A 25879-nucleotide genomic window follows, 5' to 3' on the forward strand; every position below is an offset into this window, starting at 1 on the left:
AGTATGTCTTGTGGCGCATAGCTTGTCCCTTAACGTTTTCTTGTACTTTTCTCCCATTTATTGGTTAGTATGTTTTTGCCTCGTTTCCCCAACGAGGCATTTTTTTGCTCAAAATAAAGTTATTCCATCGTAGAACGCCAATACGACAGAAATCTTGTGCGGCCATGGCGCAATTGCGTTAACATTTATTCAACTAAAATAGTTATCGTTAAATTAAAATAATAAGCCACTCAAGGTGTTCTGTAGTCTTTGGAGTTGAGAATGGGCAATAACGCTTGGAATGATAAAAATAAATTTATTTGGCTTCTGTCTGTTTTGCTTTTGGTCGCCTTTTTAGTGACCAGCGGTATCAGTTACAAAGTGGCCCATGATTCACTGAGCCAACAAATAGAGAGCAATACCTTACCGCTCACAAGTGACAATATTTATTCAGAAATTCAACAGGATTTGTTACGACCCATCTTTATTTCATCCTTGATGGCGCAGGATACCTTTGTTCGGGATTGGACCTTAAGTCATGAGCAAGAGCCCGAAAAACTCATTCGTTACCTTAAGGAAATCCAAGAAAAATACGGTACTGTCACGAGCTTTTTTGTGTCTGAGAAAAGTCGAAATTATTACCATTCCACGGGCATTTTAAAAAAAATCCAAGATGTAGAGCCTGACGATGCTTGGTATTTTCGAGTGCGTTCTTTACCTGAATCTGAACATTATGAGGTTAATATTGATGCCGATACGGCAGACCGCAGTAAGACAACCGTATTTGTGAATTATAAGGTTTTTGATTTTGAAGGAAAATTTATTGGTGTTACCGGTGTGGGGTTGGCGGTTGAAAAGGTTAAAGCCTTAATTGAGTTATATCAAAAGCGTTATAACCGCCGAGTGTTTTTTACCGATCGGCAAGGTAATGTCACTTTGCATGGCGATCAATATGACGGTACGGATTCGCTGCAAACGAACGTAGGGCTTGATAATTTGGCTACGCGTATTTTAACCAGCCCAAGTGCCGCCTTCAGCTATCAGAAAAACGGGAAAACGGTTTATCTCAATAGTCGCTTAGTTCCTGAGTTTAAGTGGTATTTGATTGTTGAGCAGGAGGATGCGCCACAAGAGCGGGAACTGTTAAATACGTTTTGGGGTAATTTGGCGTTAAGCCTAATGGTGACCCTAGGTATTTTATTCATCTCAAACATGACCTTAGGTCGTTATCAGCGCAAACTAGAAATTATGGCTTCTACCGATAAGCTCACTGGCGCCGCTAACCGTCAGGTGTTTGATGAGTACTTTAGGCAGGCGTTAGATAAAGCTAAGCTGACACAATCGCCGATTTCAATACTCTTGTTGGATATCGACCACTTTAAAAAAGTGAACGACAGTTATGGGCATGGGATTGGTGACTTAGTATTAAAAACCATGACTAATATGCTGCGTGGTTTACTGCAACAACAGGATATTTTATGTCGCTGGGGCGGTGAGGAGTTTTTAATTTTACTCCCTGAGATGGATTTATCTCGAGCGGCAGAACTGGCAGAACAGATCCGTGACCTCATTTCCCAGCGGGAAATTAAAGTGAATGGATTGCACATTTCTATTACTGCCAGTATTGGTGTTGCTGAGCATCAACTGCAAGAGCCCGCAGAGGACCTTATCAAACGTGCCGATCTGGCCTTGTATCAGGCAAAAGAAGCGGGCCGAAATCAAGTGGTGTTAAATCATTCATAGACTCTACTCGGTTCTTCTTGGCAGCAATGTTTAGTCTACCTTTGTGGGTTATGGCGCGGGTTGATTGTGTTATTGGCGTATCGCGGTTTACACTCTGACAGTAATGCGCGATAGGCCATTGATTTGGAGTTGCTGATGTCAAAGTTGTTGATTAATAAATTGTCTGGATTGTACTTAGGAACCCATCTTCAAGAAATGTCCGGAGTTGCTACGGGGATTGATGGTAAGCAAGCGGCTCAACAACTGTTAGTGCATATCGACCATGTTGAAGGGGACGTGCAGGCCGATCCAAAACACCATGGCGGCCTTGATCGCGTGCTACATCATTTCCCCCGCGAGCACTACGGCCAATATCGTCGTTGGGACTTAATCACCCAGCTCGAAGATGCACCCAGCATGGGAGAGAACATTAGCACCGTTGGACTGAACGAAACTCAAGTCAATATTGGCGATATCTTGCAAATTGGCGCAGTAAAAGTGCAAGTGACTCAGCCGCGTTCACCTTGTTTTAAATTGAATCTGCAATTTGGTCACAGAGAATTCGCACTCGCCATGCAGCAAAGCCAATTATGTGGTTGGTTTTATAGAATCTTAACCCCAGGGATTATTCAGTTAAACGATAAGATTGAATTAGTTGAGCGTCGTACTGATATCAGTGTTGCCGAGGCCATGTCACTCTATTTCTCGCCAACGTTTAATGCCAGCGGCTATGATCGTTTAGCTTGCTGCGAGGGATTAGCGCAGAGTTGGGTTAATAGCCTACAACGGCGCTTAGCATCACAAACGGTGGAAGATTGGCAAATGCGCTTATACCAATCGTATTAAATATCTGTTCATTCAGCGGGAGTTCAACGCGCTTTAGACAAGACGAAGGCTTGAAGGCATAGTGGTGCTCTGTCTAAAGCCTTGAACGCAGTATAAAGCGCATTGAAACCCGCCCTTCGGGAGCCTCACAGGCATCCCACTCCCGTGTTGCATTGCCTTAAAAGGGAATAACCATTTCTGCGTCAATGCGCCTTGGATTGAGATGCCTGTGAGGCTCTGAACTGATTAGATATTTAATGTGATTGGTATTATGTGGGCCGAGCGGTAAATAAGTATTTATATTCATAATGATAAAACAGGGATGACCTTATGATTGAACCCGTTACAAAAAGTGATAAAGATTTTGGCTTACTGGTATACGCCTCAAGTTTTATTGGATACTTAGTGCCGTTGGGCTCTATTCTTGGTCCTTTGGTCCTTTGATCATTTGGCTGATGAAGCGTGAAGAGTCCGCATTTGTTGATCAATGTGGCCGTAGTTGCTTGAACTTTAAATTGAGCCTGTTGATTTATGTGATCATCAGTGGCGTATTAGCTTTGGTCGGCATTGGTTTCATCTTTTTAGCCATACTCGGCATATTCGATTTGGTGTGCACTGTGCTGGCGATTATTAAGGCCAGCGAAGGTAAAGTGTATCGCTATCCATTAACGATTAAATTTATTGCTATGGATTAATTACCTCTGCGAGTTAAAGAAAAACGCCTTAGATGGAAACATCTAAGGCGTTTTTTATGGCGTAAGTTTTAAGGTTTTACACCTTAAACTTGGCCACTAAGGTATCTAAGCGGTGTGACAGTTGATTCAAGGCTAAACTCGCCTGTGCCGCCGCTTGTGCAGTATTGGCAGTACGTTGAGTAATGTCATTGATTTCAGTGACGTTACGGTTGATGTCCTCCACCACTGTGGATTGTTCTTCCGTTGCCGCAGCAACTTGGATATTCATGTCGCTGATAAGACCAATGCGATCGCTAATGCCAATTAACGATTTGCTGGCTTCATCGACGGCCACAACGCCTTCGTGGGAGCGGGTACGACTCTGGGCCATCGCATTAACCGCGCGGCTGGCTTCCGATTGCAGCTTGTCGATCATGCCTTGCACTTCATTGGTCGATGCTGCTGTGCGTGAGGCTAAGTTACGTACTTCATCGGCCACGACAGCAAATCCGCGTCCAGCTTCGCCGGCACGTGCTGCTTCAATGGCCGCGTTGAGGGCTAACAAGTTAGTCTGCTCAGAGATTGCGCGGATCACATCTAAAATACCACCGATGGATTTAGTGTGGGTCGCGAGGGACTCAATCACTTCACCCACTTGGCCAACGTCTTTCGACAATTGGTTAATGGTATCGCGGGCACGGGTTACCACAACTTGGCCGCTGCTGGCTTCAGTATCTGCATCTCTGGCGGCAACCGCAGCTTGGGCGGCATTACTGGCAATTTCGTTAACCGTCGCGCCCATTTCATTAATGGCCGTTACCACCATCATAGTGCGATCTTTCTGCTCATGGCTGTCTTCTAAGGTTTGCTGTGCCTGATTCGACACATCCTTAGCCGAGAAACCGAGCTGTTCGCTGGTTTGTGCCACTTCGATGACCGAATCTTGGATCTTACTGATAAAGCTGTTAAATCCCTTGGCGAGTTGCGCAATTTCATCTTCACCATTGACAGGTAGACGTTGACGTAAGTCACCTTCGCCTTCGCCTATGTCGTGGAACATCGCGGCAACTTGGGCAATAGGACGACTTACTGAACCTGCCACCACGATGGCGAGGACAATAAAGCCCGCTGCAATGATTAGCGTCCAGATTAAGATCTGATAAGCCGCTTCGGTTAATAGTGCGAATACTTCGGCCTCTGGCACCTGTGCGACTAAGTACCAATCCATAGATGCGATATAACTACTGGCAACCAGCATGTTTTCGCCATTGATTTTGGTATTGATCAGATTGAAATCACTGCGGTTTAATAATGAGCTTGAACTCGCATCCTTGTATAAGCTGCTTAGGTTGCTCTTACCAATTTGGTTCGTATCTGGGTGGAGTTTTACCTCACCTTTAGCATCCACTAAGTAGACTAAACCGGTTTCTTCAATTTTAAACGAGCTCAGCAAACGCACCATGTCATCGAGTGATTTAGCAAGCCCGACTAAGCCGCGACCATTGGGTTGTTGGTAGTTGATGAAGAGTTTGACTTCGCCGTTGGCCTCAGTAAATACGTTCAACATACGTTCTTGGCCACTGTCTCGGTAACCAAAAAACCAGCCATCCTGCGCAGGAGTGAGCACGCGCAAAAAACCATCCTGAGTGTAGTAGGCGGCAGTTTGTCTATCTGCGTAGGAAGCTTGCGCTAGCTTATACTGACGAGTGATGTCTTTGAGTTGGGCTACGACTTGGGTTTCTTGGGCCTGCGGTCTACCGTCTTCGAGCCATTGCAGTAACATGCGGCTACTGGCCAATTGCTCTGCAGCATTCATCAAAGTGGAAATGTCGAGATCGATCTTATTGCGAATTTGCATCATTAAGCTCGGTAATTCCGAACCTAACATCCTTTGTTGTACGACATTTTTCGCGCTACGTTGGCTTAATACGCCGACGAGTATGGTCGACAACAGTACTGCAAATGTCACTGTTAACAGAATTTTCTGCTTAATGGTGAGGTTATTAAATATCATAAATATCAATATGCCTGTGTTGGACTATTTTGAGTTATCGGTCAACGCACTCTTGTACGGTAAAAGATTATCGGACAGAAATGTTAAAAGTTAACCTTAGTCTAGGCCGATTGCCGAATAAAACAGCGTATAGAACACTTATTTGGCCTAACCTGTTGGTCTTGCTGTAGATCTAATTATGTAGAGTATAGATGGAAATGAGATGGTGATTGAAAACGAACTCTTTTTTGTGTGGCAATTGTGGCCAATGTCGCGAGTAAGGGCAAGCAAAAAAGTGAACTATTCGTGTAAAAGGTGAAAAAAAGGCGCTCCACTGAGCGCCATTATTTACATTTATCATCCAAATGTTACATGTTGGGGTAGTTTGGACCACCACCGCCTTCTGGTGTAACCCAAGTAATGTTTTGGCTCGGATCTTTAATGTCGCAGGTTTTGCAATGAATGCAGTTTTGCGCATTGATTACAAACTTGGGTTGACCCGCCTCTTCGACGATTTCATACACGCCTGCTGGGCAGTAACGCTGTGCTGGCTCATTAAACTGAGTCAAGTTAATGCCCAGTGGAATGCTGCTGTCCTTGAGACGTAAATGGCAGGGCTGATCTTCCTCATGATAAGTGCTCGACAGATACACTGAGGACAGTTTATCGAAGCTAAGCTTGCCATCGGGTTTTGGATAATCAATCTTGCTGTAAGCGTTCACAGGTGCCATTTGCGCATAGTCTGGGTGCTCATCACGCAGTGTGATAGGGAACTTTCCGCCAAACCAGTTTTGATCTATATAGTTGAATGCGCCGCCTAAATAGGTACCAAATTTGTGCATCGCTGGACCAAAGTTGCGGGATTTATGCAATTCTTCGTATAGCCAGCTTTCTTCAAGGTGGGTTTGGTAACAGTCGAGATCTTTACCGCCTTCAACCCCTGCCATCATGGCTTTACCTAAGGTTTCTGCTGCAACAATCCCGCTCTTCATCGCAGTGTGAGTGCCTTTGATTTTAGCAAAGTTCAACGTACCCGCGTTGCAGCCTATGATAAGACCGCCAGGAAAACTCATCTTAGGTAGCGAGTTTAAGCCGCCTTTAGTAATCGCGCGGGCGCCATAACTAAGGCGTTCGCCACCCGTTAAATACTTAGCAATCACAGGGTGGGTTTTATAGCGCTGGAATTCGTCAAATGGGCTCAGATGCGGATTTTTGTAGTTCAAATCAATAATAAGGCCGACCGCAATTTGGTTATCTTCTATGTGATAAAGGAAGCCGCCACCCGATGCGCCCTCGGTTAATGGCCAGCCACCTGTGTGAACGACTTTGCCTTGTTCGTGTTGCTCGGCGGGGACTTTCCAAATTTCTTTGAAGCCTAAACCATAATGCTGTGGTGTTTTACCATTATCTAAATGGTATTTTTCGATAAGTTGCTTGCCTAAGTGGCCGCGGCAACCCTCGGAGAAAACGGTATATTTAGCATGCAACTCCATGCCTGGCATAAAGCTGTCTTTGGGTTCGCCATCGGCACCCACTCCCATATCGCCAATTAAAATACCTTTAACGCTGTTATCGGCGTTAAATAGCAGTTCACTGGCGGCAAAGCCGGGGAATATTTCGACACCGAGTTCTTCTGCGCGATTGGCAAGCCAGCGGGACAGATTACCGACGCTGATAATAAAATTGCCGTCGTTGTGCATGGTTTTTGGCACAAAAGCATTAGGCATGACTCTGCCGTCGGTGGCTGAGCTGAGTAGGTAGATTTCGTCGTGGGTGACAGCGGTTTTTATTGGGGCATCTTTTTCGCGCCAGTCGCTGAATAGCTCGTCTAGCACTTTTGTCTCGAACACTGCGCCTGACAGAATATGCGCGCCCACTTCTGAGCCTTTTTCTACCACACAGACGGTAATTTCTTTGCCTGAATCCTGTGATATTTGCATTAATCGACACGCCGTGGCCAAGCCAGCTGGACCAGCACCGACGATAACAACATCGAATTCCATTGATTCGCGTTCCATCAGTTCACCTCTTCCTTCACGTTTCCTCGATTTTTATCGAGTGTTGTAGTTTGTAAACGGGCGTTTTATTGCTTGCACCACCTTACCTGAAAATAAGATAAGGTCACAGTGGATTAAGCTGCTGTTTAGTCTAATTCAATACAAATCTTTAGGTGAGGACTGTCACAGATTATTCACGCTAGCGTGATCTAGGTTAATAAATACCTGTTTAGGGGTATAGCTAGTGAGTACTTTCGGCCTATAATCACCGACGACGGTTCTCCGAGCTTGCCTGCCTAAGTCGAAAGATATGGAGGTGTAGCCGTGGTAATAATGCCACCGGGGTGGGATAAGAAATGCTCTCACCTCCCACACTTGGAAAGGTGATCATGTCTCAATTACAAGACAGCTTTGGTCGAAAATTTCACTATTTACGGATGTCAGTCACTGACGTTTGTAACTTCAAATGCAGTTACTGCCTCCCTGATGGTTATCATCCAGAAGGTAAACCAAAATTCTTATCTCTCAATGAGATAGAAAACTTGGTCTCCGCATTTAGCCAAGTCGGCACCCAAAAAATCCGCATTACAGGCGGTGAACCTACCCTGCGTAAAGACTTTACCGACATCATTCGTGTCGTCGCTGATAACCCGCGCATTCATACTATTGCGACGACGACTAATGGATATCGACTCGAAAAGCATGCCAAAGAATGGTTCGATGCTGGCTTGCGTCGTATCAATGTGTCCGTGGATAGTTTAGATCCCAAAATGTTTTACCAGATCACCGGCGAAAATAAGTTTGATGAAGTGATGCGGGGGATTGATGCCGCCTTGTCGGCAGGTTTCGAGCGAGTAAAAATCAACGCCGTACTGCTTAAAGGTTTAAACGATAAAGATTTGCCACGTTTTTTACACTGGATTAAACACACGCCAATCGACCTGCGTTTTATTGAGCTGATGGAAACGGGTCTTGGTCGTGAGTATTTTGAAGCACATCATCTAGCGGGCGCTGACATCAAAGCGCAGTTACTGGCAGATGGCTGGCAATTAGATACGCCAAGCGCCTCCGATGGTCCAGCCCAAAATTTCAGCCGCAGCGATTATCAGGGCCGTATCGGCTTGATCATGCCCTATGCCAATAATTTTTGTGCTACCTGTAACCGTTTACGGGTATCTGCTAAGGGTAAATTGCACTTGTGCCTCTTTACGGAATCCGGTGTCGATTTACGTGATCTGCTACAGCATTCTAACCAGCAAGCGGAATTAATTGAGCGTCTGCACGGTCAATTAGCCCAGAAGAAAGAAACCCATTACTTGCATCAAGGCATCACAGGTGTCACTCAGCATCTTGCCTCTATTGGCGGCTAGACCTGATTTTAGGTCAGTTGCCATAGCCAATTTAGCGCGAGTATAAGCTCAATTTCCCTTGTACCCTGTTTTGACCTCAATTAAAGGATCGCTCCGATGAGCAATGTATTTACCCATATTAATGCCGATGGCAATGCCCATATGGTCGATGTAACTGAAAAAGCCGTTACCGAGCGCGAAGCCCGTGCAGAAGCTTTTATCGAGATGGCGAGCACGACACTCGAGATGATCATGAGTGGTAGCCACCACAAGGGTGATGTGTTTGCGACCGCGCGTATTGCGGGCATTCAAGCCGCGAAAAGAACCTCAGACCTTATCCCTTTATGTCATCCACTAATGCTGACTAAAGTTGAAGTTGATTTAGAGGCACAACCTGAACATAACCGCGTGCGTATTACTAGCCTGTGCAAGTTATCCGGCAAAACGGGCGTAGAGATGGAAGCGTTAACTGCAGCTTCAGTGGCGGCGTTAACTATCTATGACATGTGCAAGGCCGTGCAAAAAGATATGGTGATCTCCCAAGTCCGTTTGCTAGAAAAACGTGGCGGCAAATCGGGACATTTTAAGGTTTAGCCTGACAGAATAGGCTTTAGCCACTCGGCAGATTACCAAGTGAGCGAAGCTGTCCAAGCTTAAGTCTGACGCGCTATTGGTGAGTCAGTTAAGCGGATCAAAAACGAGAGAAGATTATGATTAACGTGTTGTTTTTTGCTCAAGTTCGAGAATTATTGGGCACAGCTAAATTAAGCCTAGAGGCGAGCGAGCAGACACAAACCGCTGAAGCGTTACGTGCGACGCTGGCCGCCACCGACGATAAATGGGCTAAAGTATTAACCTCAGACAAATTGCTGGTAGCGGTAAATCAGACCATCAGTCAATGGGATACGCCTGTAAACGATGGTGATGAAGTCGCCTTTTTCCCACCCGTTACCGGAGGTTAATATGCGCTTATTACCCGCAGTTCGAGTGCAAGAAGTCGATTTTAGTGTGACCGACGAATATCGGCAGTTGGCTCAAGATGATAGCGATGGTGCCGTAGTCACTTTCGTCGGTAAAGTGCGTGATTTTAATGATGGCGCCGCCGTGACTGACTTAACCTTAGAGCACTATCCTGGCATGACAGAAGCCGTGCTAGAACAAATCGTTGTCGAGGCGCGCAGTCGCTGGCCACTGAACAAAGTCACTGTGATTCACCGCGTGGGCACTATGGCCTTAGGTGAGCAAATTGTATTTATCGGCGTAACCAGCGCCCATCGCAAAGCCGCCTTCGCGGCCTGTGAATTCTTAATCGACTTCCTAAAAACCAAGGCGCCATTCTGGAAATTAGAAGCGGGCGAGCAAGGTAAAAGTTGGGTTGAGGCGAAAGATGCCGATGAACAAGCTGCCAAACTGTGGCAACACAAAGATTAATTACAGCAAAAATACGCGCAGTGGCAAGGCAGCTTGCTAGCTCTACATGAACGCGAACACGGCACTGAGGTGACCCAATGCAGAGTTTGACCCGTTTCTTCCACTCCCTTGGTTTTGTATTACTGTTTTGCTTAGCAGTTGTACCATCGACCAGTCGCGCAGTGGATAATGCGCCGATTCCTGCCATCGCCGCGGCGGCTAATATCAAGTTTGCCTTGGATGACATTGTTAAAAACTTCACCGCAGAAACGGGTCTCAAAGTACGGGTCTCTTATGGTTCATCGGGAAATTTTGTCGCGCAAATTCAACACGGTGCGCCGTTTGAAATGCTGCTGAGCGCCGATGAGCGTTATATTGCCGAGCTGAACAAAGTCGGTTTTACCCAAGGCGAGGGCGTGCAGTATGCCGTTGGCCGTTTAGCCTTAGTCGCCCCTAAAAATTCACCGCTCGCACTAGATATCGAACTCAATGGCCTAAAAGCATTAATGGCCGCGGGTCAGCTAGAGCGTTTTGCGATTGCCAATCCTGACCATGCACCCTACGGTGAACGCGCCCGAGAGTTATTGAAAAAACTCGGTTTATGGGATGAGCTACAAACTAAGTTGATCTTAGGCGAAAACGCCTCCCAAGCGGCGCAGTTTGCGATCAGCGGCTCTACTCAAGGCGGAATTATTCCTTTATCACTGGCAATTGCGCCGCAGTTTCAGGCCCTCGGTCATTATTTAGCTCTGCCCTCAGATCTCCATGGTCCGCTGAATCAACGTATGGCGTTAATGCCTAAGGCTAGCTCAACCGCCGAGCGTTTCTACCAATATCTACAGTCAGACGCCGCCCGCGCCGTATTCACTCAATACGGTTTTGGTTTGCCAGTAAGTTAAGGATTCCAATGGATTGGCAGGCGCTGTGGTTATCGGTCAAACTCAGCAGCATCACAGTATTGGTGCTGATCCCCCTTGCGATACTCGCGGGGCGAGCTTTGGCCTACCGCCAATTTGTCGGTAAATCTTGGGTCGAAGCGCTGATCATGGTGCCCTTAGTGTTACCGCCGACTGTGATTGGCTATTACTTGCTGGTGGGGCTCGGTAGTCAGAGTTGGCTCGGACAATGGATAGAGCAACTGACTGGCCAGCAGCTCGTGTTTCATTTTTCAGGTCTGGTTATCGCTTCCGTGTTCGTCAATATCCCCTTCGCGGTGCAGCCGATCCAGCGGGCCTTTGAAGCTGTGCCGAATGATGTCCGCGATGCCGCAGCTTGTTGTGGCATGAGCCGACTTAAAATATTGCTTAAGATTGAATTGCCTATGGTGTGGCCGGGTGTGCTAACCGCGCTGGTGTTGTGTTTCTCCCATGTGCTCGGCGAGTTTGGCGTTGTGTTGATGATGGGCGGCAATATCGCTGGCGAGACTAAGACAATTTCTATTTCTATCTACGACAGTGTGCAAGCCTTCGATTTTAATGCCGCAGGCACTATGTCATTAGTGTTATTACTGTTTGCGGTAACGGCTTTGGCGCTGACTACCAGTTTATCACGGCGTTTAGGAGGTCAGCGTGGCGCAAATCATCGCTGATCTGCAGTGTCAGATCCAAAACCATAAATACATTAAACTCAACGCTGATTTTCGTTGTAAAGCTGGCGAAGTGCTCGCTGTGGTGGGGCCGTCTGGCGGTGGCAAAACGACCTTGCTACGGATGATCGCTGGATTAAATCATCCCGATACGGGCCAAATCCATTTTGGCGAACGGCCTTGGTTTGATGATAAAGCGCGCATCGCCTTAAGCCCGCAGCAACGCCATATCGGTTATATGCCGCAGCATTTTGGCTTATTTCCGAATCTCACTGCCTTGGAAAACGTAGTCGCTGGACTTGACCATATCCCTAAATCTGAGCGCATTGTACGCGCGAAAGATTGGCTTGAGCGAGTCAACCTACAAGGCCTACCCGATAGATTGCCAGCGCATTTATCTGGCGGTCAGCGTCAGCGGGTCGCGCTTGCCCGGGCACTTGCCCGCGAACCTTCAGTATTATTACTCGATGAGCCTTTTTCGGCGGTAGACAGGGAAACCCGCGAGCGTTTATATCTCGAACTGGCGCGCCTCAAAGAGCAGTTACTCTGCCCAGTGATCATGGTTACCCATGACTTAAATGAAGCTTTGTTGCTAGCCGATTCGATGATTTTGATCAGCCAAGGGAAGATGCTACAGCAGGGCGCACCTTTCGAGGTGTTGTCGCGGCCTCGCAATGAAGCGGTGGCGCGGCAGATGGGGCTAAGGAATATTTTCGACGGTGAAGTGGTGTTTCAAGACAGCACAAAAGACCTCACTTGGCTTAAGTTTGGCGAACAGTTAATTGCCTGCGACTATGGCAAAGATCGCCCTGTGGGAAGTCGAGTTCGTTGGGTTATCCCCAACCAAGGTATTCGGTTTAATTCGATTTCCAAAGGGCGTTTATGCCGCAGCTTTAATAAGTTAGATGTCACTATCGACGCTATGCTGGTGATGGGGGAATCGGTCCGGCTTATCTGCTATATCACAGGTACTCAGTTACAACTTAACACCGAAGTCTCGCTGCATTTTGCCCAAAAACTTGCACTCACAAAAGGAATGCAAACCACAGTGGCACTCAAATCCGAACAAATTCATATTTTGGAATAACGTGATATCGCACTCTAATGACGTTTTTTACCCAGCAATCCAATCCAAAATGTCCCTTCCAATAGCATGCCTAAGATGATGAACACCAATACACTGGTGGCGCTGCCATAGGCATAAGCGCTTAATGCTGCTATTAATAACAAGCTTAAGCTTATCCATCGCATGACTGGTTTCATTTTCGCTCCGATTTAAAAATACCGTTACCTGACGCTAAGTTATCTGACTTTAGTCGAGGGAGATTTATTTGCCAATCCCACTTTTTAATGACACAGATAGACTAAAATACCCGCTAAAATTCAATCCTCTTGATTCTAAATGGCGAAATTGAGGGTTATCACTGAAAATGTCATGTTTAAAAATCCTCAGATGATCAAAGCTTAATCTTGTTTCCATCGGTGTTTAAGCTGGTATTAGGTAGACTTTACACATTAGCCACAAAATGATTTAGTGTTTGGCTTATCAGCGAGTTAGGTTCTGTTGACGTTGGATTTCAGATCAATTGATGGCCGAACCTGAGTTAACGCTGACACAGTGTGATGCTATATCCAGTGGTAAATTGTGAGGGATTAGCTTGGAATTGCATACAGGCGCAATAGGTCCATCGACTTCTAACTGATTGTCTCATAAGATACAAACTTAGCTGATTTATATGGAGGGGCCATGAGACTATGGTTGCTAGGATTCATGTTGGTATCTGGTGTCGCAACGGCGGCTCAGAGCATGTATTCGATGTTTGCGGGTGGAGACTATGTACCGCCGTTGAGCGTTATGCAGCAGATTGAAAAAGGGTTCTCCGGTGTGATTGCCGAATTTCATATGGAAGAGCAAGAGGGTGAATTAGTCTATCAATTTGAGTTGATTAATCCTTTAGCAAACTCTATAACGCGGTTTGAATATCGTGCCAGTGATGGTAAGTTACTGAAACAAAAGGCGAGTAAAGTAAGCGCCGATGATCTGGGTGAGGTTGAGGCAACGCGTATGATCGCGGCAAAAGATCAAACCTTTTCAGGTCTAATCATTAAGGCCACTAAAGATCATAAAGCCTTCTTAACCGAAGCAAAGTTAGACCACGACTTAGGTATTAGTTACTTAGAACTTAAGCTGCTAGACGATACGGGTAAGTTTAAGTTGGCCTTTGATGTCGAAAATTTACGACCGTTACCTTTACTTAAGTGGGATTGAAATATCTAAGTCAATCGAGTGCTTACACGAGTGCTTAAGATTGAGGAGCGCAACATACAGATGAAAATACTTTTAGTTGAAGATGATGCGACGACGATTGATTACATCGTCAAAGGATTTCTTGAGCAGGGCCACAATATCGAAACGGCGAGCGATGGCCACCAAGGTTTGTCACTCGCCACGAGTAGTCAGTACGATCTCGTGATCCTCGACCGCATGTTACCCCAGCTCGATGGCTTAAAATTGCTGGCTGCCTTAAGGGCAACGGGCAATCAAACCCCAGTGCTGATTTTATCTGCCTTAGCGCACGTTGATGAGCGAGTGAAAGGCCTGCGCGCGGGCGGCGACGACTATATGACTAAGCCGTTTGCTTTCTCCGAGTTATTAGTCCGCGCTGAAAAACTAATGCACCGTGGGCAATCTGTGCCTGTGACAACTGATCTCGTTGTTGGTGGTTTGAAGATGGAGTTACTGACCCGTAATGTCACTTTAGACGGGCAGGAGTTGATGCTACAGCCAAAAGAGTTTCAGTTACTTAAGTATCTGATGGAACATGCTAATCAAGTTATTAGCCGCACCTTATTGTTCGAAGCAGTGTGGGATTATCACTTCGACCCGCGCACTAACGTCATCGATGTGCATATCGCAAAATTACGCCGTAAATTTGAAGAGTTAGGCCATGGCGAGCTTATCGAAACCGTGAGGGGAGCGGGTTATCGCTTACGACAAAGGCATTAAGCCTTACCAAAGCAGCGCCTGGCGCATCACAATCGTTTTTTCGACCTTAGTGATAGTGATCATCGGGGCGTTGCTATTTGCCCTTTATCGACAGTTGATTATTGAGCAGCAGTATCAAGTGACTCAATATTTAGAGTCAGAGACCCAACGTTATCAGCAACTTGCCCTAACGGTTGATCGCCGTAGTTTTGCCGCTCAAATTCGCGCCGCTGATCCACAAACGGCCCTGATCGCTTGGCGTAATAGCTACGATATGGTCGGTGCCTTGAGCTTTATGCCAGAAGGCATGCCCATGCTGCCGCAAACGCGGGATTTTCCTATCTTAACCGGTGGTCCAGATAAGCTGCATATTCTTACCGGCGGTCTGGTGATGACCCGCTACGGCCCAGTGTTGATTGCGACCCGTACCGATAACTTAGCGACGTTAATAGATAAGTTTATCAGTGCCGCCGCGACGGCTGTCATGCTTACCGTAGTGTTGACTTTAGCGCTCGGCTATCTGTTTTCTAAGGCGATTTTACGTCGATTAGTGCAATACAACCGCTTGAGTGAACAGATTGAACGCGGTCATTATGACACCCGCTTACCCTTGAGTTGGCGTCAGGATGAGTTCGATATGTTGGCGCTGCAGTTTAATAATGTGCTGGATATTCTCGAAAATAACCTGATGGCAGTGCGTGGTGCGACCGATAATATCGCCCATGATTTACGTACTCCACTGTCACATATCCGTATTGGTATTGAAGAGTTGGCGAGTAAGCCGAGCAATGAGATTAGCGAAGGTTGCGCCATTTTGACCGAGGAACTCGATCATTGTTTAGCGACGTTTGATGCCATGTTGTCGCTTACGCGTATCGAAGAAGGTCAGCAGACACTCGATTTGCAGGAGTTAAGCCTAGCGCAACTGTGTACTGACTTATTGGATATGGCCGATGCTGTGGCTGAATCTAACGAGCAAACCTTGAGTTTATCGTTACTGACAGAACATAAGGTTTTTGGTGATAAATACTTATTATTCCAAGCCTTATATAATCTTGTCGATAATGCGATGAAGTATTCTGGCCAAGGTGCGCGGATTGAGATTATTCAGTCAGGCCCACAAATTCAGATCCGCGATAATGGCCCTGGTATTCCAGACGAGAGTAAAGAAAGAGTGTTCGAACGTTTAGTGCGCCTCGACCCTAGCCGGCATTTACAGGGTACTGGTTTAGGATTATCTATGGTCAAAGCGATTCTCTCACGGCACAATGCCAAAATTAATCTCACGGATAATCATCCTGGCTTAGTCGTCACTATTCAGTTTTAAGTCGATGATCCGCATTACAACGCCGAGTACTCCATGTATCGAATCATAGCCGATGAGGCTGATTTTATTGTTATTTCCAAATCAGCCAAAGTGCATTTCCACAGTCAGGATGGGACTGCAGGCGTGGTGGCGCAGGCTGAGCAAGATTTAGGGATTAAGCTTTTTGCCGTACATAGATTAGACACGCCCACGTCCGGTCTGTTGATTTTGGCTAAGAGCGCGGTCGCCGCCAAGCAATTTACTGAGCTGTTTACCGCCCATAAAGTGCAGAAATATTACCTCGCCCTCGCGAAAGGCAAGCCGAAGAAGAAGCAAGGCTGGGTGATTGGTGACATGGCAAAGTCGCGTCGTAGCATGTTTAAGTTACTGCGGACTAAAGAGAATCCAGCGATTACGCAGTTTTTCTCCTTGAGTGTTGGCGAGGGATTGCGTTTATATTTGCTTAAACCCCACTCAGGTAAAACCCATCAATTAAGAGTTGCCTTGGCGAGCTTAGGTGTACCCATTTTAGGGGATGATTTATATGGCGGAGAGGCCGCGGATCGGTGTTATCTGCATGCCTATTGTCTGCATTTTCGCTATGGTGATGACGTGACAGGTTGGCATGATTACGCTTACCGGGATTTGCCGACTCAAGGTGAGCATTTTGGTGCTGAAGGTGTCACTGAGGCGCTAGTTGCATGGCGTGAGCCCGATACTTTGGCTTGGCCGGCGAAAGGAGATTAATCTTTGCAGCGTTATGTTGCAAAAGCCTAGCAAGCTTGGCAAATACGGTCTCGGCCCTCAGATTTTGCGCGGTACATAGCTTGGTCTGCTTGAATGAGTAGTTTGTCAGGTTGGCATCCTTGATAAATCGTGGCGTAACCTAAACTGGCATGGATTTTAATCGTAACACCTTGCCAGATAAATGAATTGTCCTTAAGTACTTGATGCAATTTCTCGGCGACGACTCTGGCCGCGGGTGCATCAGTCGCGGGTAAAATCACCAGAAACTCCTCTCCACCGTGACGACATAGGGCGTCATTTTCTCGCAATACCGAGCCAAACAGTCTCGCCGCCGTCAACAGGGCGAGATCGCCCGCATCGTGCCCATATTGATCGTTGATATCTTTAAAATGATCAAGATCCAATAAAATCATACTGTAAGGTACTTTATCCCGCAGCCAGCGTTGATGGATATTGTTTAAAAACTTATGCATAGCACGGCGATTCCACAGGCCTGTGAGTTGGTCCCGCTCCGCTAACATGCGGATTTTACTGACAAGCCGAGTCATGGCATTACCTATCATCACGATATTGATCAATAGGGCCAGAAAGACATAGAACCAAAGCACAGGTATGGCTTCTTGCGTGTGCATGGCGATAAACATCGGACTTTCTTCGGGAGAAAGCAGGGCGATAAAGATACGAATGATAAAAATACCCACCATGGCGACTAAAGGCATGACCATAGCGATGGCAACTCGATTTCCCGTATCGCGTTTGATGGCAAGATAGTTATCTCGAGTTAACATGGCGAAAATGAGCGCGGCGCAGGCTGAGAATACGATGGCCAAAATGCGTTCGGAGCTGAAATTAGGTGGAACCAAGAGCATCACACCAGCGGTGAGTGCTAAAAGAATAAGATCCGATTTTACGCTGGGCTTGAGTCTAAAAAGCGCCTTCGTTCCCCAACGCGCTAGAATGAAGCCAAATAAAATCGCCATATCCGAGCAGAACCAAAAAAAGTAACTGGAGGCTTCGGTGCGTTGGCTGTTGAGTATGATGCCAAGGAGGACGAACAAGTTCGCCAAAGAAAAGCGCATACTGGCTTGAGTGGCAATTTTTAAAGGTTGTGCAATGAGTCCCCATGCGACGGCAGCCGTGCTAGTCAGCAGGCAAATAAACTTGATGAGTAATAAGGCTTGGGGATCAAATATCATTCTTTTACTTCATATTTTTCTTTAACTATAGATGCTTTTAGGGATTTTCGGTTGGAGTTTACTGGATATCTTAGTCTACTCTGGACAGATAATGGGTTGAATATCCTTTTTCATTTTAGGGAATGGTAAGGGCCTTCATTTAGGCTGCGGCTGGGATTATTTACGCCTTGCAAACTAAAAGGTTTGCAAATTCTGAGTCTTCCTGCGAAGTTAGATCTTGTTGATTTGCCTACAATCTCCGTTTTGAGGATGTTCTGTTATGGATACAAATAAACTACTTTTAGTCATTATTGCGATTTTATTGCCCCCAGTTGCTGTATTTTTGAAGGCGGGAGCGGGTAAAGATCTGCTAATAAACATAGTGTTATGTTTACTGTTCTGGTTCCCTGGTTTATTACACGCACTCTGGGTCGTGACCAAGGCATAATTTGCTTTCTTCCACACAATAAAAAAGCGCAATGTAATTGCGCTTTTTTATGTTTCAAAATGGGTCTTTCACTTAGAAAGGCAAGGTGTAGCCTATTGTTGCAGTACGTCCCATCCCTTTGAAATAACGATCATTTGTACCCATGGTTTGTGAGTAATAATTGAAATAATCCTTATTAAATAGATTTTGCAAACCTAGGCTCAGGGTGCCAGTGTAAAGCGGCATTGAGAAGGAAGCATCGACTGTCGTGTAACCATCAAACTCTGCATACTTATTGCCCGCCGCGTTTTTAAAATCGCGGTCCATGTAGTAATTAGCTTGAACGCGGGTCGACATTTCATTATCGAAGCTATGGGTCCAGAACAGGTTGATACGGTTTGGCGAAATATTTGCACCATCGAGATCGGTATCGACTTGGCTATCACCATTTGAATCGTATTCGCCCTGCTGGAAGGCGATATTCATGCCGAGATCATCATTGCTGGTAATGTAGGCGGTGACATTGGCTTCAATACCATCGATCACACTCTTTTCGCGCTTCACGTCGTAGAAACCATCACTATTTAAGGCCAAACGTGAGCCAAAATCAGTGGCGGAACGATAGTAAGCTAGCTTAGCACTTAAGTATTTACCTTGGTAATCGGCGCCGACTTCAACGTTATCTGTGACGATCGGTGTGAGCGCCAGTGAGCCATCTATGCTGGGATTGTCGCCGGGGAAGCTTTTACCATCACGCAGAATTCGGCCGATATCCGGCATGCCAAAACCTTGGTTATAGCTGGTATAAACGCGAATGTCAGGAGTGATTTTATAAGAGATACCGACGTTAAATAAGGTTTCATCGAAGGTGGCTGAACCGCCCGCAATTTGCTTATTGCCTGCACCCCATAGGGTTTTGTAGTCATCGACACTTAACTCGGCATGTTCGTAACGAACACCGGTCGATAAGGTTAAATTTTCAATTAAGTCATAATCTAACTGCAAGTATGGCGCAACGTTGTCATAGGTACTTTCGGGAACCCATGAAAAGCCTGTTTTTACTAAATCTTGCTCAGTGGTGTCGCGGAAAAGGTCGACACCGTAGGCCGCATCAATTCCTGAACCAGCAATATCCTTAGCGATTAAGGCGCTTTTTAAGCCCCATTTAACCGAAGAGTTACGCGATTGCTCGTAGTACAAGCTTTCACCTTTACTGCCGACACCGCATTGGATGACTTGGTCGCTGCCTTCGAAGGATGGATCGTAGAAGCTATCGAAACAGCCACCGCCATAAACCGCTTTAAAATCTTGATTAAAGAGTTGCAGGCTAAGTTGCTGGCCACCAATATTGGCGTGGGTGTAAGTCAAACTTGTGGTGGTCACTTGGTTGTTGGCGGCTTCCCATGGCTGAGTTTCTTTAACTGCACCTGTGGGGACACCATTGGGCTTGTCACCTGCAACGGGCATCCAATCACCATTGTTGTCTGCATTGTAATGGTTAACCATTAATTCAAGGCGAGACTCATCGAAGTTATGGCCAAGCTTGATGAAGAAGTCTTTACTCTGACTATCCATCGACTCGCCTTGAGTCGTGTCGACACCCACTACGTTATGATTGGCATCGTAATAGACGCCATTATTGCGGTAGCTAACCGAACCTATCATGTCGATAAATTCTGACTCGCCAGAAAACGCATAGCTAGCACCAAAGCTTAAGCCATTGGATTTCATTGAATCAGGCACTGTGACATCGAAACTAGCAACCTGTTCGCTGTCGCCTGTTGGCTTTTTAGTGATGTAGTTGATGATGCCGCCTTGGGCACCGAGACCGTGCATTGCATTGGCGCCGTGAATGATTTCGATGCGTTCAATCATGGCAGGATCTATAGTTTGTCCCTCTCTACCACCACTGCGAAGTGGGTTCGATTGAGGCACGCCGTCGATCATAATCAATGGCGGACGACCACGCAGGGTTTCACCTGTGTTACTCATCTTCTGGCGGCTCGGTGAAAAGCTAGGCGCTAAGTTACCGATAATAGTCGATAAATCTTTAGTGGTGCGGAACTGTTCTTCTAATTGGGCACGGTCGATGATAGTGACAGTATTGGGGATCGAGCTGGGAGATTTATCCATTCGACTTGCGGTGACAGTGATTTTTTCTATGTCTTTATTTTTGTTGTTTGGACTGTTGTCGGTGGCATCTTGGGCCGCAGCGGATTGGGTTAACGCTGCCAATACGGCTAAAGCAACAAACGAGGTTTTGAATGTCATATAACTTCCTGCTAAGGGCGAATGAGTTTGTTACACCGGCTCCCTTGGCATAGGTTAATATTCCATTAAATTGTATTACAAATGATAACGATTTTTATTATTCGCGATTTTAGGGGAGGAATTACAGCTTGTCTAGTCACGCCATACAGGAAATTGCATGATTTGACGACAGTATGAATAAATTGCGACACAGCACTCGGTATCGAGAGGTTTTACTGTAAAGGCCATGCATATAGTGCGAGTTCATGTCGGTAAGGCATTACCTTTTTTGGCATTTGTCTTTGATTTAGGAGACCTATGTTTTAGTCGCAGGTTTGATTATTTGATTGGATCACGCGTTTGCTTTAGTGCTTTCGATTGTCTGGCGCGTTGATGGAAGGCTATAATCGCGCCCCTTTATACCGTATCTCGCATTGGTACTCTGATGAACCGTAAAAAGAAGATTAATCAAACCTTGAAGAGCAAGGCAAAAAAGGCCAATGCCAAACTGCAATCTAGCAATAAACCTAAATATATTGCGAAGGCAGAGAGAGAAGCATTAGCTGCGGCTGTTGAGCATGAGACCCCATCAAAAACCGCAGAACCTCAGCTTGATATTGCACTGCCAATAAGCTGATTAAAGTAAGTTGTTAAGCCTATAGTGCAGTTAAATACTCGATAGGGTTTTGATAAAAGGCCTTTTTATAACCTTGGGTTGAAGTATCCATCAGCCAAGGTTTAGGTAATAAGCTCAAAATGGAATAGTGCAAATGGGGCGGTTTACCTTGTGCATTGCCCGTATCGCCGACAGTGCCCAAAGTGTCACCTTGGTAGGCAATCAATCCTGTGGCTGATTCAATTTGTGCTAAATGGGCAAAGTAATGAATTTGCCATTTAGGACCTAAACCAACCACTACATTTCCTCCTTTGAAGAAGTCACCTCGATACAAGATCAGCATAGGCGTTGGCGCAATCACTGCGGTGTTTTTGGCGGCGAAAATATCTATCCCCTTGTGAACGCCCGATGGACCCCAAGGTTCATACCAAAAGGTTTGGCTGTTCCAATCTTTACTGCTGGCACCTTTTACTGGGATCGCGGGTGACTCAGGGATCAGATAACCACCAAGTAGCAGTAACGTCAGTGCTAATCCAACATATTTCAATTTCATTTTTTATCCTGCATTAAGTGTTTGCGTACCTTAAGTTTTAATGAAACTCGCTAAATTCCCGCCAACTTTCAGGATATTGCAAGTGCTCGGCTTCTGAGAGTGATAGCCAATAGGGGCGCCAAAAATAGCTGCACCAAAAGTCGATATTACCTTGAAGACTGCCGAGAGTATCGGGATCGATATTGGGAAAGCTTTCCCATGGATTGGGCGGGGCGGATTTGAATCTGATTAATGCTTCTAGCAAGGGTTTGTCATTGGTCACTAAGGTTATGCACACACCCGCAAAATCGTCATATTGGTTCAGTAATACGCAGGTCGCTTGGGTTGGGTGTTCGATAAAACCGTTAAAGTTGACCGTTTGCTCGGGCAATGTGTTAAAGCCTGCCTGGCTAAGTAAAGTGTTTAAGGCCTCTTTCCCTTGGTAAGTCAGCAAGCAATGCAATTGATAAGCAAAAATATCTTCTCTGTTCATAGGTACAACGAGTGGATAGGTTTGTATGATTGGCAAGCTGATATTGGGCATCTGGGTTTGATGAAAAACAGTGCGTAACTCAGTTTGTGGCCTAGATTGCTTGAGGCTATCACTATTACGCACAAGGCGTTGTTTAATCCAAGTTAATACTGACATTATTGTTATTTCTCAGTGAAGCTTACTGGGGAATGGCGTATTTGCGGATTCTGCTATCGGGGATGCTGTGATTTCCGGGGCCTGCCATCTTAACCAACCTTTTACTCGAGGCGCATCAATATACCAGAGGCCGTTTTGTTGAATTAATGCCAACCGTTCGCGTGATGGGCCAAAGGGGCCGGGATTTTGCTGGGCAATTTCAATACTGCTATCGGTAACTGAGGCAATGATTGCAACGTGACCGTAGGGGTTAAATATCCATGGAGAAAACACGAGTAGATCATCCTGCATAGGTTTGGTCTGACTCGCATTAGTGTATTGCCACATAGCGCGTTTTTCATTCCACATGCCATCGCTTAACTTGTTATCAAAAAAGTCTCTAGCATGGCCTAAAGCGTCAGGCATTTTATGCTGGTAGCGTTGGTAAAAGTAGCGCTTAACAAATTCAACACATTGATATTGAATACCTAAGTTATAACCATCTATAGATAGGTTGCGTCCTGAATAGGTATTAACTCCTCCGTTATAATAGATATTAACCCCGTTTAGAGTGTCGATGACTTCTCCTACTTGATGGTGGGAATTAAAGTTAATCCGAGTTATCAGACTGTAGGCACAGTATACGAGCCCCATCAGTATCGCGAAAAAAGCTAATAGAATGGATAAGCGTCTAATCATCTTTAGTACGGCAAGCTAAAAAGAGTTGTTGAGTAAGATACTTATCTCACTTTCGGGCTGCGTATTTTATGTTCTGAAGAATATGGGCGTCTAGGGTATGGGTTTTATATTGGCACAGGTTAATACTTTTGGGTGATCTAAGGTTATCTAAAATAAAGGCCGCATCAGCGGCCTTTGTTATTTGTGGCGGTTAGAGTAAAGCGGTTGCGAGTAGATAACCGACAGCCGATGCTGTCGCTACACCGATAAACCCTGGGATGATAAAGCTGTGGTTAATAATGAACTTACCTATTTTAGTCGTACCTGAACGGTCAAAGCCGATACAGGCCAGATCACTTGGATAGGTTGGTAGCACGAAATAACCGTAGCTTGCAGGGAGGAAGGCGATTAAGAGTTTTGGATCGACCCCTAAGGCGAGTCCCATAGGTGCGATTGCTGTGAGTGCTGCCGCTTGGCTATTAACAAGCTTAGAGATGAGAAACAGCACTAAGGCATAGGTCCAAGGCTGGCTTTGTACTACATGGGACAGGTTTTCCTGCAGTACATCCATATGGCTGATGAAGAAAGTATCACTCATCCACGCCACACCAAATACTGAGAAAATTGCCACCATGCCCGCTTTAAAAACGGGACCGTTAGAGATGTTAGTCGGTTTGACTTTACAGGTCATCAGAATAAAAGCACCTGCAATTAACATCATCATCTGGATCACTAAGTTCATCGAGAGCAAGGTCGATTTACCTTTAACGTCAAAGGCGGGACGCAATTCACTAAATGAACCTAACAGTACCACAGCAGCGATAGCGGTGAAGAAAATCCCCGTTGCCCAGTAAGCTTCCTTCGGATATTTTTGATTTAACAGGGTTTCGCTCTTGTCATAGATAAAGGCTCTTTGGACTGGATCTTTAATGCGTTCTTGAAACTCTTCATCTTTATCTAAATCTTTACCACGACGCAGACTCCAAAGTGCAGCGGCCATGACACCGCAAAGCGATGCTGGCACTGACACCATTAAAATTTCGAGCAGATTGTAAGCGCGGCCTACACCCTGTTGTGATGCCAGAATTGACACCATAGACACCACAGCTACCGACACGGGCGAAGCGCAAATCGCCATTTGCGAGGCGACAGATGCCACCGCCATTGGGCGCTCTGGGCGAATATTTTTCTTCAGCGCGATATCGGAAATAATCGGGAACATGGTGTAAACCACATGGCCAGTACCGCAAAGGAAGGTCAGCGTCCACGTGGTCAGCGGCGCTAGAATCGTGATGTATTGTGGATGACGGCGCAGTAAGCGCTCGGCATACTGCATCATCACATCTAATCCACCCGCGGTTTGCAATACGGCTGCACAGCCAATGACTGCAAGTATGGTTAGCATAACTTGCACTGGCGGTTGTCCCGGCGCTAAACCGAAAACAAAAATCAGTAGAAATAAGCCAATACCGCTGATGAGGCCGAGTCCCATGCCGCCGTAGCGGGTACCTAGCAGTAGGCAGCTAAGCACTACTATAAATTCCATTAAAATCATCCGATTTACCTCTGCGGAACTTACCGCTTAGCTATTAGTTGAGTGATGAGTGTCTTCAGGAACATTCTGCGGAGTAAAAGTGTTTGAAAAATTGCGCTGGCGCATGGTGTAAATAAAAAATGGCATTAGTTTTTTCGGAAATTTGACCTAACGCTAGAAACACGTGGCGATAAGTTGCATTCTGGTTACGAGTTTTACGGATTGGGCTAACGCTTTGAGCTCACTCCGTTTAAAAGAACGATAACAATACTCAAGGATAAGCCCGTGAAACCTGCCACCTTTAATACCGAAGCCTTTGATGATTGGATCCGCAGCCGCTTTGTGGAACTCAATTCCGAGCTAGAACAGCTTTACTACCAACAAACAGATCGGGCCAATGTGCTCGATATCGGCGCAGAAGCTAAGTTGGCGCTGGAGAGCGAAGGGCGAGAGTTGATTAAGACCTTGCTCGATGAGGGGAATACTGATGAAGGTTTCGACAGTGCCTTCGATTTACTCGGCAATGTGGGCTTGTATATGGCGGCCTGTCGGCGCCATGAAATTACCGAGCCTTCGCGGGAAACGACATCGCCATTAGCTGAGGCTTCTGCGCTCGCCATGCATATTGGCGCTTCAATAGGCGTCACGCCGCGCTTTGCCACCGCACATTTAACCACACACAATCGTGCCCACAATGGCATTTATAAGCGCTTTACCGATCTGAGCGCCGAAAAGCTGTTTGTGGATTACAACACCAAAGGCATTTTGGCCTATAAACGCGCCGCCGATGCGCTATTGAAGATCCAGCCTTTGGGCATTTCCCATCCCATCAGTCACGATTTACTGCGAGTCGCTAAACAAGCATTACAGGATGTGATTGAGTCGAATACCCAATTATTTAATCGATTAGATACTGACCGTTTCTTTTACTGTGTTCGCCCTTACTACAAACCTTATCGGGTGGGCTCGGTCATTTATCGTGGCGCCAATGCAGGAGATTTTGCGGGGATTAATGTCATCGATTTAACGCTAGGTCTTTGTTTTGCAAACGAAGCCTCCTATTCGCAAATGCTGGTGGACAAGTTTTTATACATGATGCCGGAGGATCAACAGATATTGCGTGAGTGCATGCGTCGGCCGAATTTGATGGATGACTTCCTGCAGGCAAAAGACTGCTCAACCCAAGATTGGTATCAAGAAAACTTGCGACTCTTTATCGAAGTCTGCGAATTACATGGCGAGACTGCGATTCAGCATCATAATGAGTTAGTAACTAAATATATTGCTGAGCCTTCGACAAGTATGGAGCAGCAGCATTTAGCTAAAGTTACCGCGAGTGGTCCGCCACTGCATGTGCTACTCGGCTCATTGGAGCGACTCAGAGACAGACGCGCCGCTGCTCAGCGCAGCGATATTCGGACTCGTTACTGTGATATTAAAAAACTAAAAGAGAGTTTGAGATAACA

General features: G+C 46.1%; 25 protein-coding genes, 1 pseudogene and 1 riboswitch. Of the genes and pseudogenes, 17 read left to right on the top strand and 9 right to left on the bottom strand.

What is annotated here, in order from left to right; all coding sequences use genetic code 11:
* Positions 1–261 precede the first annotated feature (261 nt).
* The 3 genes and pseudogenes from L5M71_RS11285 (at position 262) to L5M71_RS11295 (ending at position 3221) form a co-directional block, all read left to right on the top strand.
* The gene (locus tag L5M71_RS11285) at positions 262–1722 is read left to right on the top strand and encodes a diguanylate cyclase (RefSeq protein WP_263207364.1); all 1461 of its coding nucleotides are present in this window, start codon (positions 262–264) and stop codon (positions 1720–1722) included.
* Positions 1723–1857: 135 nt separating this feature from the next.
* A complete protein-coding gene (locus L5M71_RS11290; RefSeq protein ID WP_263207366.1) occupies positions 1858–2547 on the top strand; it encodes an MOSC domain-containing protein in 690 nt (229 codons plus the stop codon).
* A 309-nt stretch (positions 2548–2856) separates the two neighbouring features.
* Positions 2857–3221, top strand: a pseudogene (locus L5M71_RS11295) (DUF4870 domain-containing protein).
* 76 nt (positions 3222–3297) lie between these two features.
* On the opposite strand, the gene L5M71_RS11300 reads toward L5M71_RS11295, so the two are convergent.
* Positions 3298–5214 (bottom strand): methyl-accepting chemotaxis protein, encoded by a 1917-nt coding sequence (locus L5M71_RS11300; RefSeq protein ID WP_263207369.1) that lies wholly within the window; start codon positions 5212–5214, stop codon positions 3298–3300.
* Positions 5215–5561: 347 nt separating this feature from the next.
* A complete protein-coding gene (locus L5M71_RS11305; RefSeq protein ID WP_263207371.1) occupies positions 5562–7211 on the bottom strand; it encodes an electron transfer flavoprotein-ubiquinone oxidoreductase in 1650 nt (549 codons plus the stop codon).
* A gap of 247 nt (positions 7212–7458) precedes the next feature.
* Positions 7459–7592, top strand: a riboswitch (molybdenum cofactor riboswitch).
* Between L5M71_RS11305 and moaA the strand changes: the two genes are divergently transcribed.
* The 7 genes from moaA to L5M71_RS11340 all read left to right on the top strand — a co-directional run bounded on the left by moaA (position 7580) and on the right by L5M71_RS11340 (position 12621).
* Positions 7580–8560 carry a GTP 3',8-cyclase MoaA gene (gene moaA, locus L5M71_RS11310; protein ID WP_105251082.1) on the top strand — a complete coding sequence of 327 codons (981 nt, stop codon included), beginning with the start codon at positions 7580–7582 and terminating at the stop codon, positions 8558–8560. (Overlaps the previous riboswitch by 13 nt.)
* A 96-nt stretch (positions 8561–8656) precedes the next feature.
* Entirely contained in the window at positions 8657–9133 is a 477-nt protein-coding gene (moaC, locus tag L5M71_RS11315) for a cyclic pyranopterin monophosphate synthase MoaC (protein WP_263207374.1), read from the top strand.
* A 116-nt stretch (positions 9134–9249) separates the two neighbouring features.
* The gene (gene moaD / locus L5M71_RS11320; protein ID WP_006079756.1) at positions 9250–9501 is read left to right on the top strand and encodes a molybdopterin synthase sulfur carrier subunit; all 252 of its coding nucleotides are present in this window, start codon (positions 9250–9252) and stop codon (positions 9499–9501) included.
* A 1-nt stretch (position 9502) separates the two neighbouring features.
* Positions 9503–9970 (top strand): molybdopterin synthase catalytic subunit MoaE, encoded by a 468-nt coding sequence (gene moaE / locus L5M71_RS11325; RefSeq protein WP_006079757.1) that lies wholly within the window; start codon positions 9503–9505, stop codon positions 9968–9970.
* A 77-nt stretch (positions 9971–10047) separates the two neighbouring features.
* A complete protein-coding gene (gene modA, locus L5M71_RS11330; RefSeq protein ID WP_263169698.1) occupies positions 10048–10848 on the top strand; it encodes a molybdate ABC transporter substrate-binding protein in 801 nt (266 codons plus the stop codon).
* A gap of 8 nt (positions 10849–10856) precedes the next feature.
* Positions 10857–11537, top strand: a complete 681-nt coding sequence (gene modB / locus L5M71_RS11335) for a molybdate ABC transporter permease subunit (protein WP_011845539.1) — start codon at positions 10857–10859, stop codon at positions 11535–11537.
* Complete coding sequence (locus L5M71_RS11340) at positions 11518–12621, top strand: ABC transporter ATP-binding protein (RefSeq protein ID WP_263164946.1); 1104 nt, start codon at positions 11518–11520, stop codon at positions 12619–12621. The genes modB and L5M71_RS11340 overlap by 20 nt, the downstream gene beginning before the upstream one ends.
* Positions 12622–12635: 14 nt before the next feature.
* On the opposite strand, the gene L5M71_RS11345 is transcribed toward L5M71_RS11340, so the two are convergent.
* Positions 12636–12797, bottom strand: coding sequence for a hypothetical protein (locus L5M71_RS11345; protein ID WP_263164948.1), 162 nt, complete (start codon positions 12795–12797; stop codon positions 12636–12638).
* Positions 12798–13281: 484 nt separating this feature from the next.
* Between L5M71_RS11345 and L5M71_RS11350 the strand changes: the two genes are divergently transcribed.
* From L5M71_RS11350 to L5M71_RS11365, 4 genes are read left to right on the top strand one after another with little or no spacing between them, the layout of a single operon-like run.
* The gene (locus tag L5M71_RS11350; RefSeq protein ID WP_105251096.1) at positions 13282–13803 is read left to right on the top strand and encodes a hypothetical protein; all 522 of its coding nucleotides are present in this window, start codon (positions 13282–13284) and stop codon (positions 13801–13803) included.
* 60 nt (positions 13804–13863) lie between these two features.
* Positions 13864–14541, top strand: a complete 678-nt coding sequence (locus tag L5M71_RS11355; protein WP_006079763.1) for a response regulator transcription factor — start codon at positions 13864–13866, stop codon at positions 14539–14541.
* Between the two features lie 49 nt (positions 14542–14590).
* Positions 14591–15847, top strand: a complete 1257-nt coding sequence (locus L5M71_RS11360) for a sensor histidine kinase (RefSeq protein WP_263207377.1) — start codon at positions 14591–14593, stop codon at positions 15845–15847.
* 33 nt (positions 15848–15880) lie between these two features.
* On the top strand, positions 15881–16573 hold the full coding sequence (locus tag L5M71_RS11365; RefSeq protein WP_263207380.1) for a TIGR01621 family pseudouridine synthase: 693 nt from the start codon (positions 15881–15883) through the stop codon (positions 16571–16573).
* Positions 16574–16599: 26 nt separating this feature from the next.
* Here L5M71_RS11365 and L5M71_RS11370 read toward each other — a convergent pair whose 3' ends face one another.
* Positions 16600–17769: a GGDEF domain-containing protein gene (locus L5M71_RS11370; RefSeq protein ID WP_105251099.1), complete on the bottom strand. Its 1170-nt coding sequence runs from the start codon at positions 17767–17769 to the stop codon at positions 16600–16602.
* Positions 17770–18028: 259 nt separating this feature from the next.
* Between L5M71_RS11370 and L5M71_RS11375 the strand changes: the two genes are divergently transcribed.
* Complete coding sequence (locus L5M71_RS11375; protein WP_006079767.1) at positions 18029–18196, top strand: YqaE/Pmp3 family membrane protein; 168 nt, start codon at positions 18029–18031, stop codon at positions 18194–18196.
* 72 nt (positions 18197–18268) lie between these two features.
* On the opposite strand, the gene L5M71_RS11380 is transcribed toward L5M71_RS11375, so the two are convergent.
* Positions 18269–20446, bottom strand: coding sequence for a TonB-dependent receptor (locus L5M71_RS11380; RefSeq protein ID WP_168826443.1), 2178 nt, complete (start codon positions 20444–20446; stop codon positions 18269–18271).
* A 424-nt stretch (positions 20447–20870) separates the two neighbouring features.
* Here L5M71_RS11380 and L5M71_RS11385 point away from each other — a divergent pair, with 424 nt between their 5' ends.
* Positions 20871–21062: a DUF2986 domain-containing protein gene (locus tag L5M71_RS11385; protein WP_113941341.1), complete on the top strand. Its 192-nt coding sequence runs from the start codon at positions 20871–20873 to the stop codon at positions 21060–21062.
* A gap of 19 nt (positions 21063–21081) precedes the next feature.
* Here L5M71_RS11385 and L5M71_RS11390 read toward each other — a convergent pair whose 3' ends face one another.
* The 4 genes from L5M71_RS11390 to L5M71_RS11405 all read right to left on the bottom strand — a co-directional run bounded on the left by L5M71_RS11390 (position 21082) and on the right by L5M71_RS11405 (position 24434).
* Entirely contained in the window at positions 21082–21594 is a 513-nt protein-coding gene (locus tag L5M71_RS11390) for a M23 family metallopeptidase (protein ID WP_168826445.1), read from the bottom strand.
* Between the two features lie 37 nt (positions 21595–21631).
* Entirely contained in the window at positions 21632–22222 is a 591-nt protein-coding gene (locus tag L5M71_RS11395; protein WP_263147834.1) for a hypothetical protein, read from the bottom strand.
* A gap of 12 nt (positions 22223–22234) precedes the next feature.
* A complete protein-coding gene (locus L5M71_RS11400) occupies positions 22235–22900 on the bottom strand; it encodes a CHAP domain-containing protein (protein WP_263147831.1) in 666 nt (221 codons plus the stop codon).
* 190 nt (positions 22901–23090) lie between these two features.
* Positions 23091–24434: an anaerobic C4-dicarboxylate transporter gene (locus tag L5M71_RS11405; protein WP_105251110.1), complete on the bottom strand. Its 1344-nt coding sequence runs from the start codon at positions 24432–24434 to the stop codon at positions 23091–23093.
* Between the two features lie 264 nt (positions 24435–24698).
* Between L5M71_RS11405 and L5M71_RS11410 the strand changes: the two genes are divergently transcribed.
* Positions 24699–25877 carry a PrnB family protein gene (locus L5M71_RS11410; protein ID WP_105251111.1) on the top strand — a complete coding sequence of 393 codons (1179 nt, stop codon included), beginning with the start codon at positions 24699–24701 and terminating at the stop codon, positions 25875–25877.
* Positions 25878–25879: the final 2 nt, after the last annotated feature.

Source organism: Shewanella sp. SW1, assembly GCF_025653545.1.
GTDB classification, from domain to species: Bacteria; Pseudomonadota; Gammaproteobacteria; order Enterobacterales; family Shewanellaceae; genus Shewanella; species Shewanella oncorhynchi.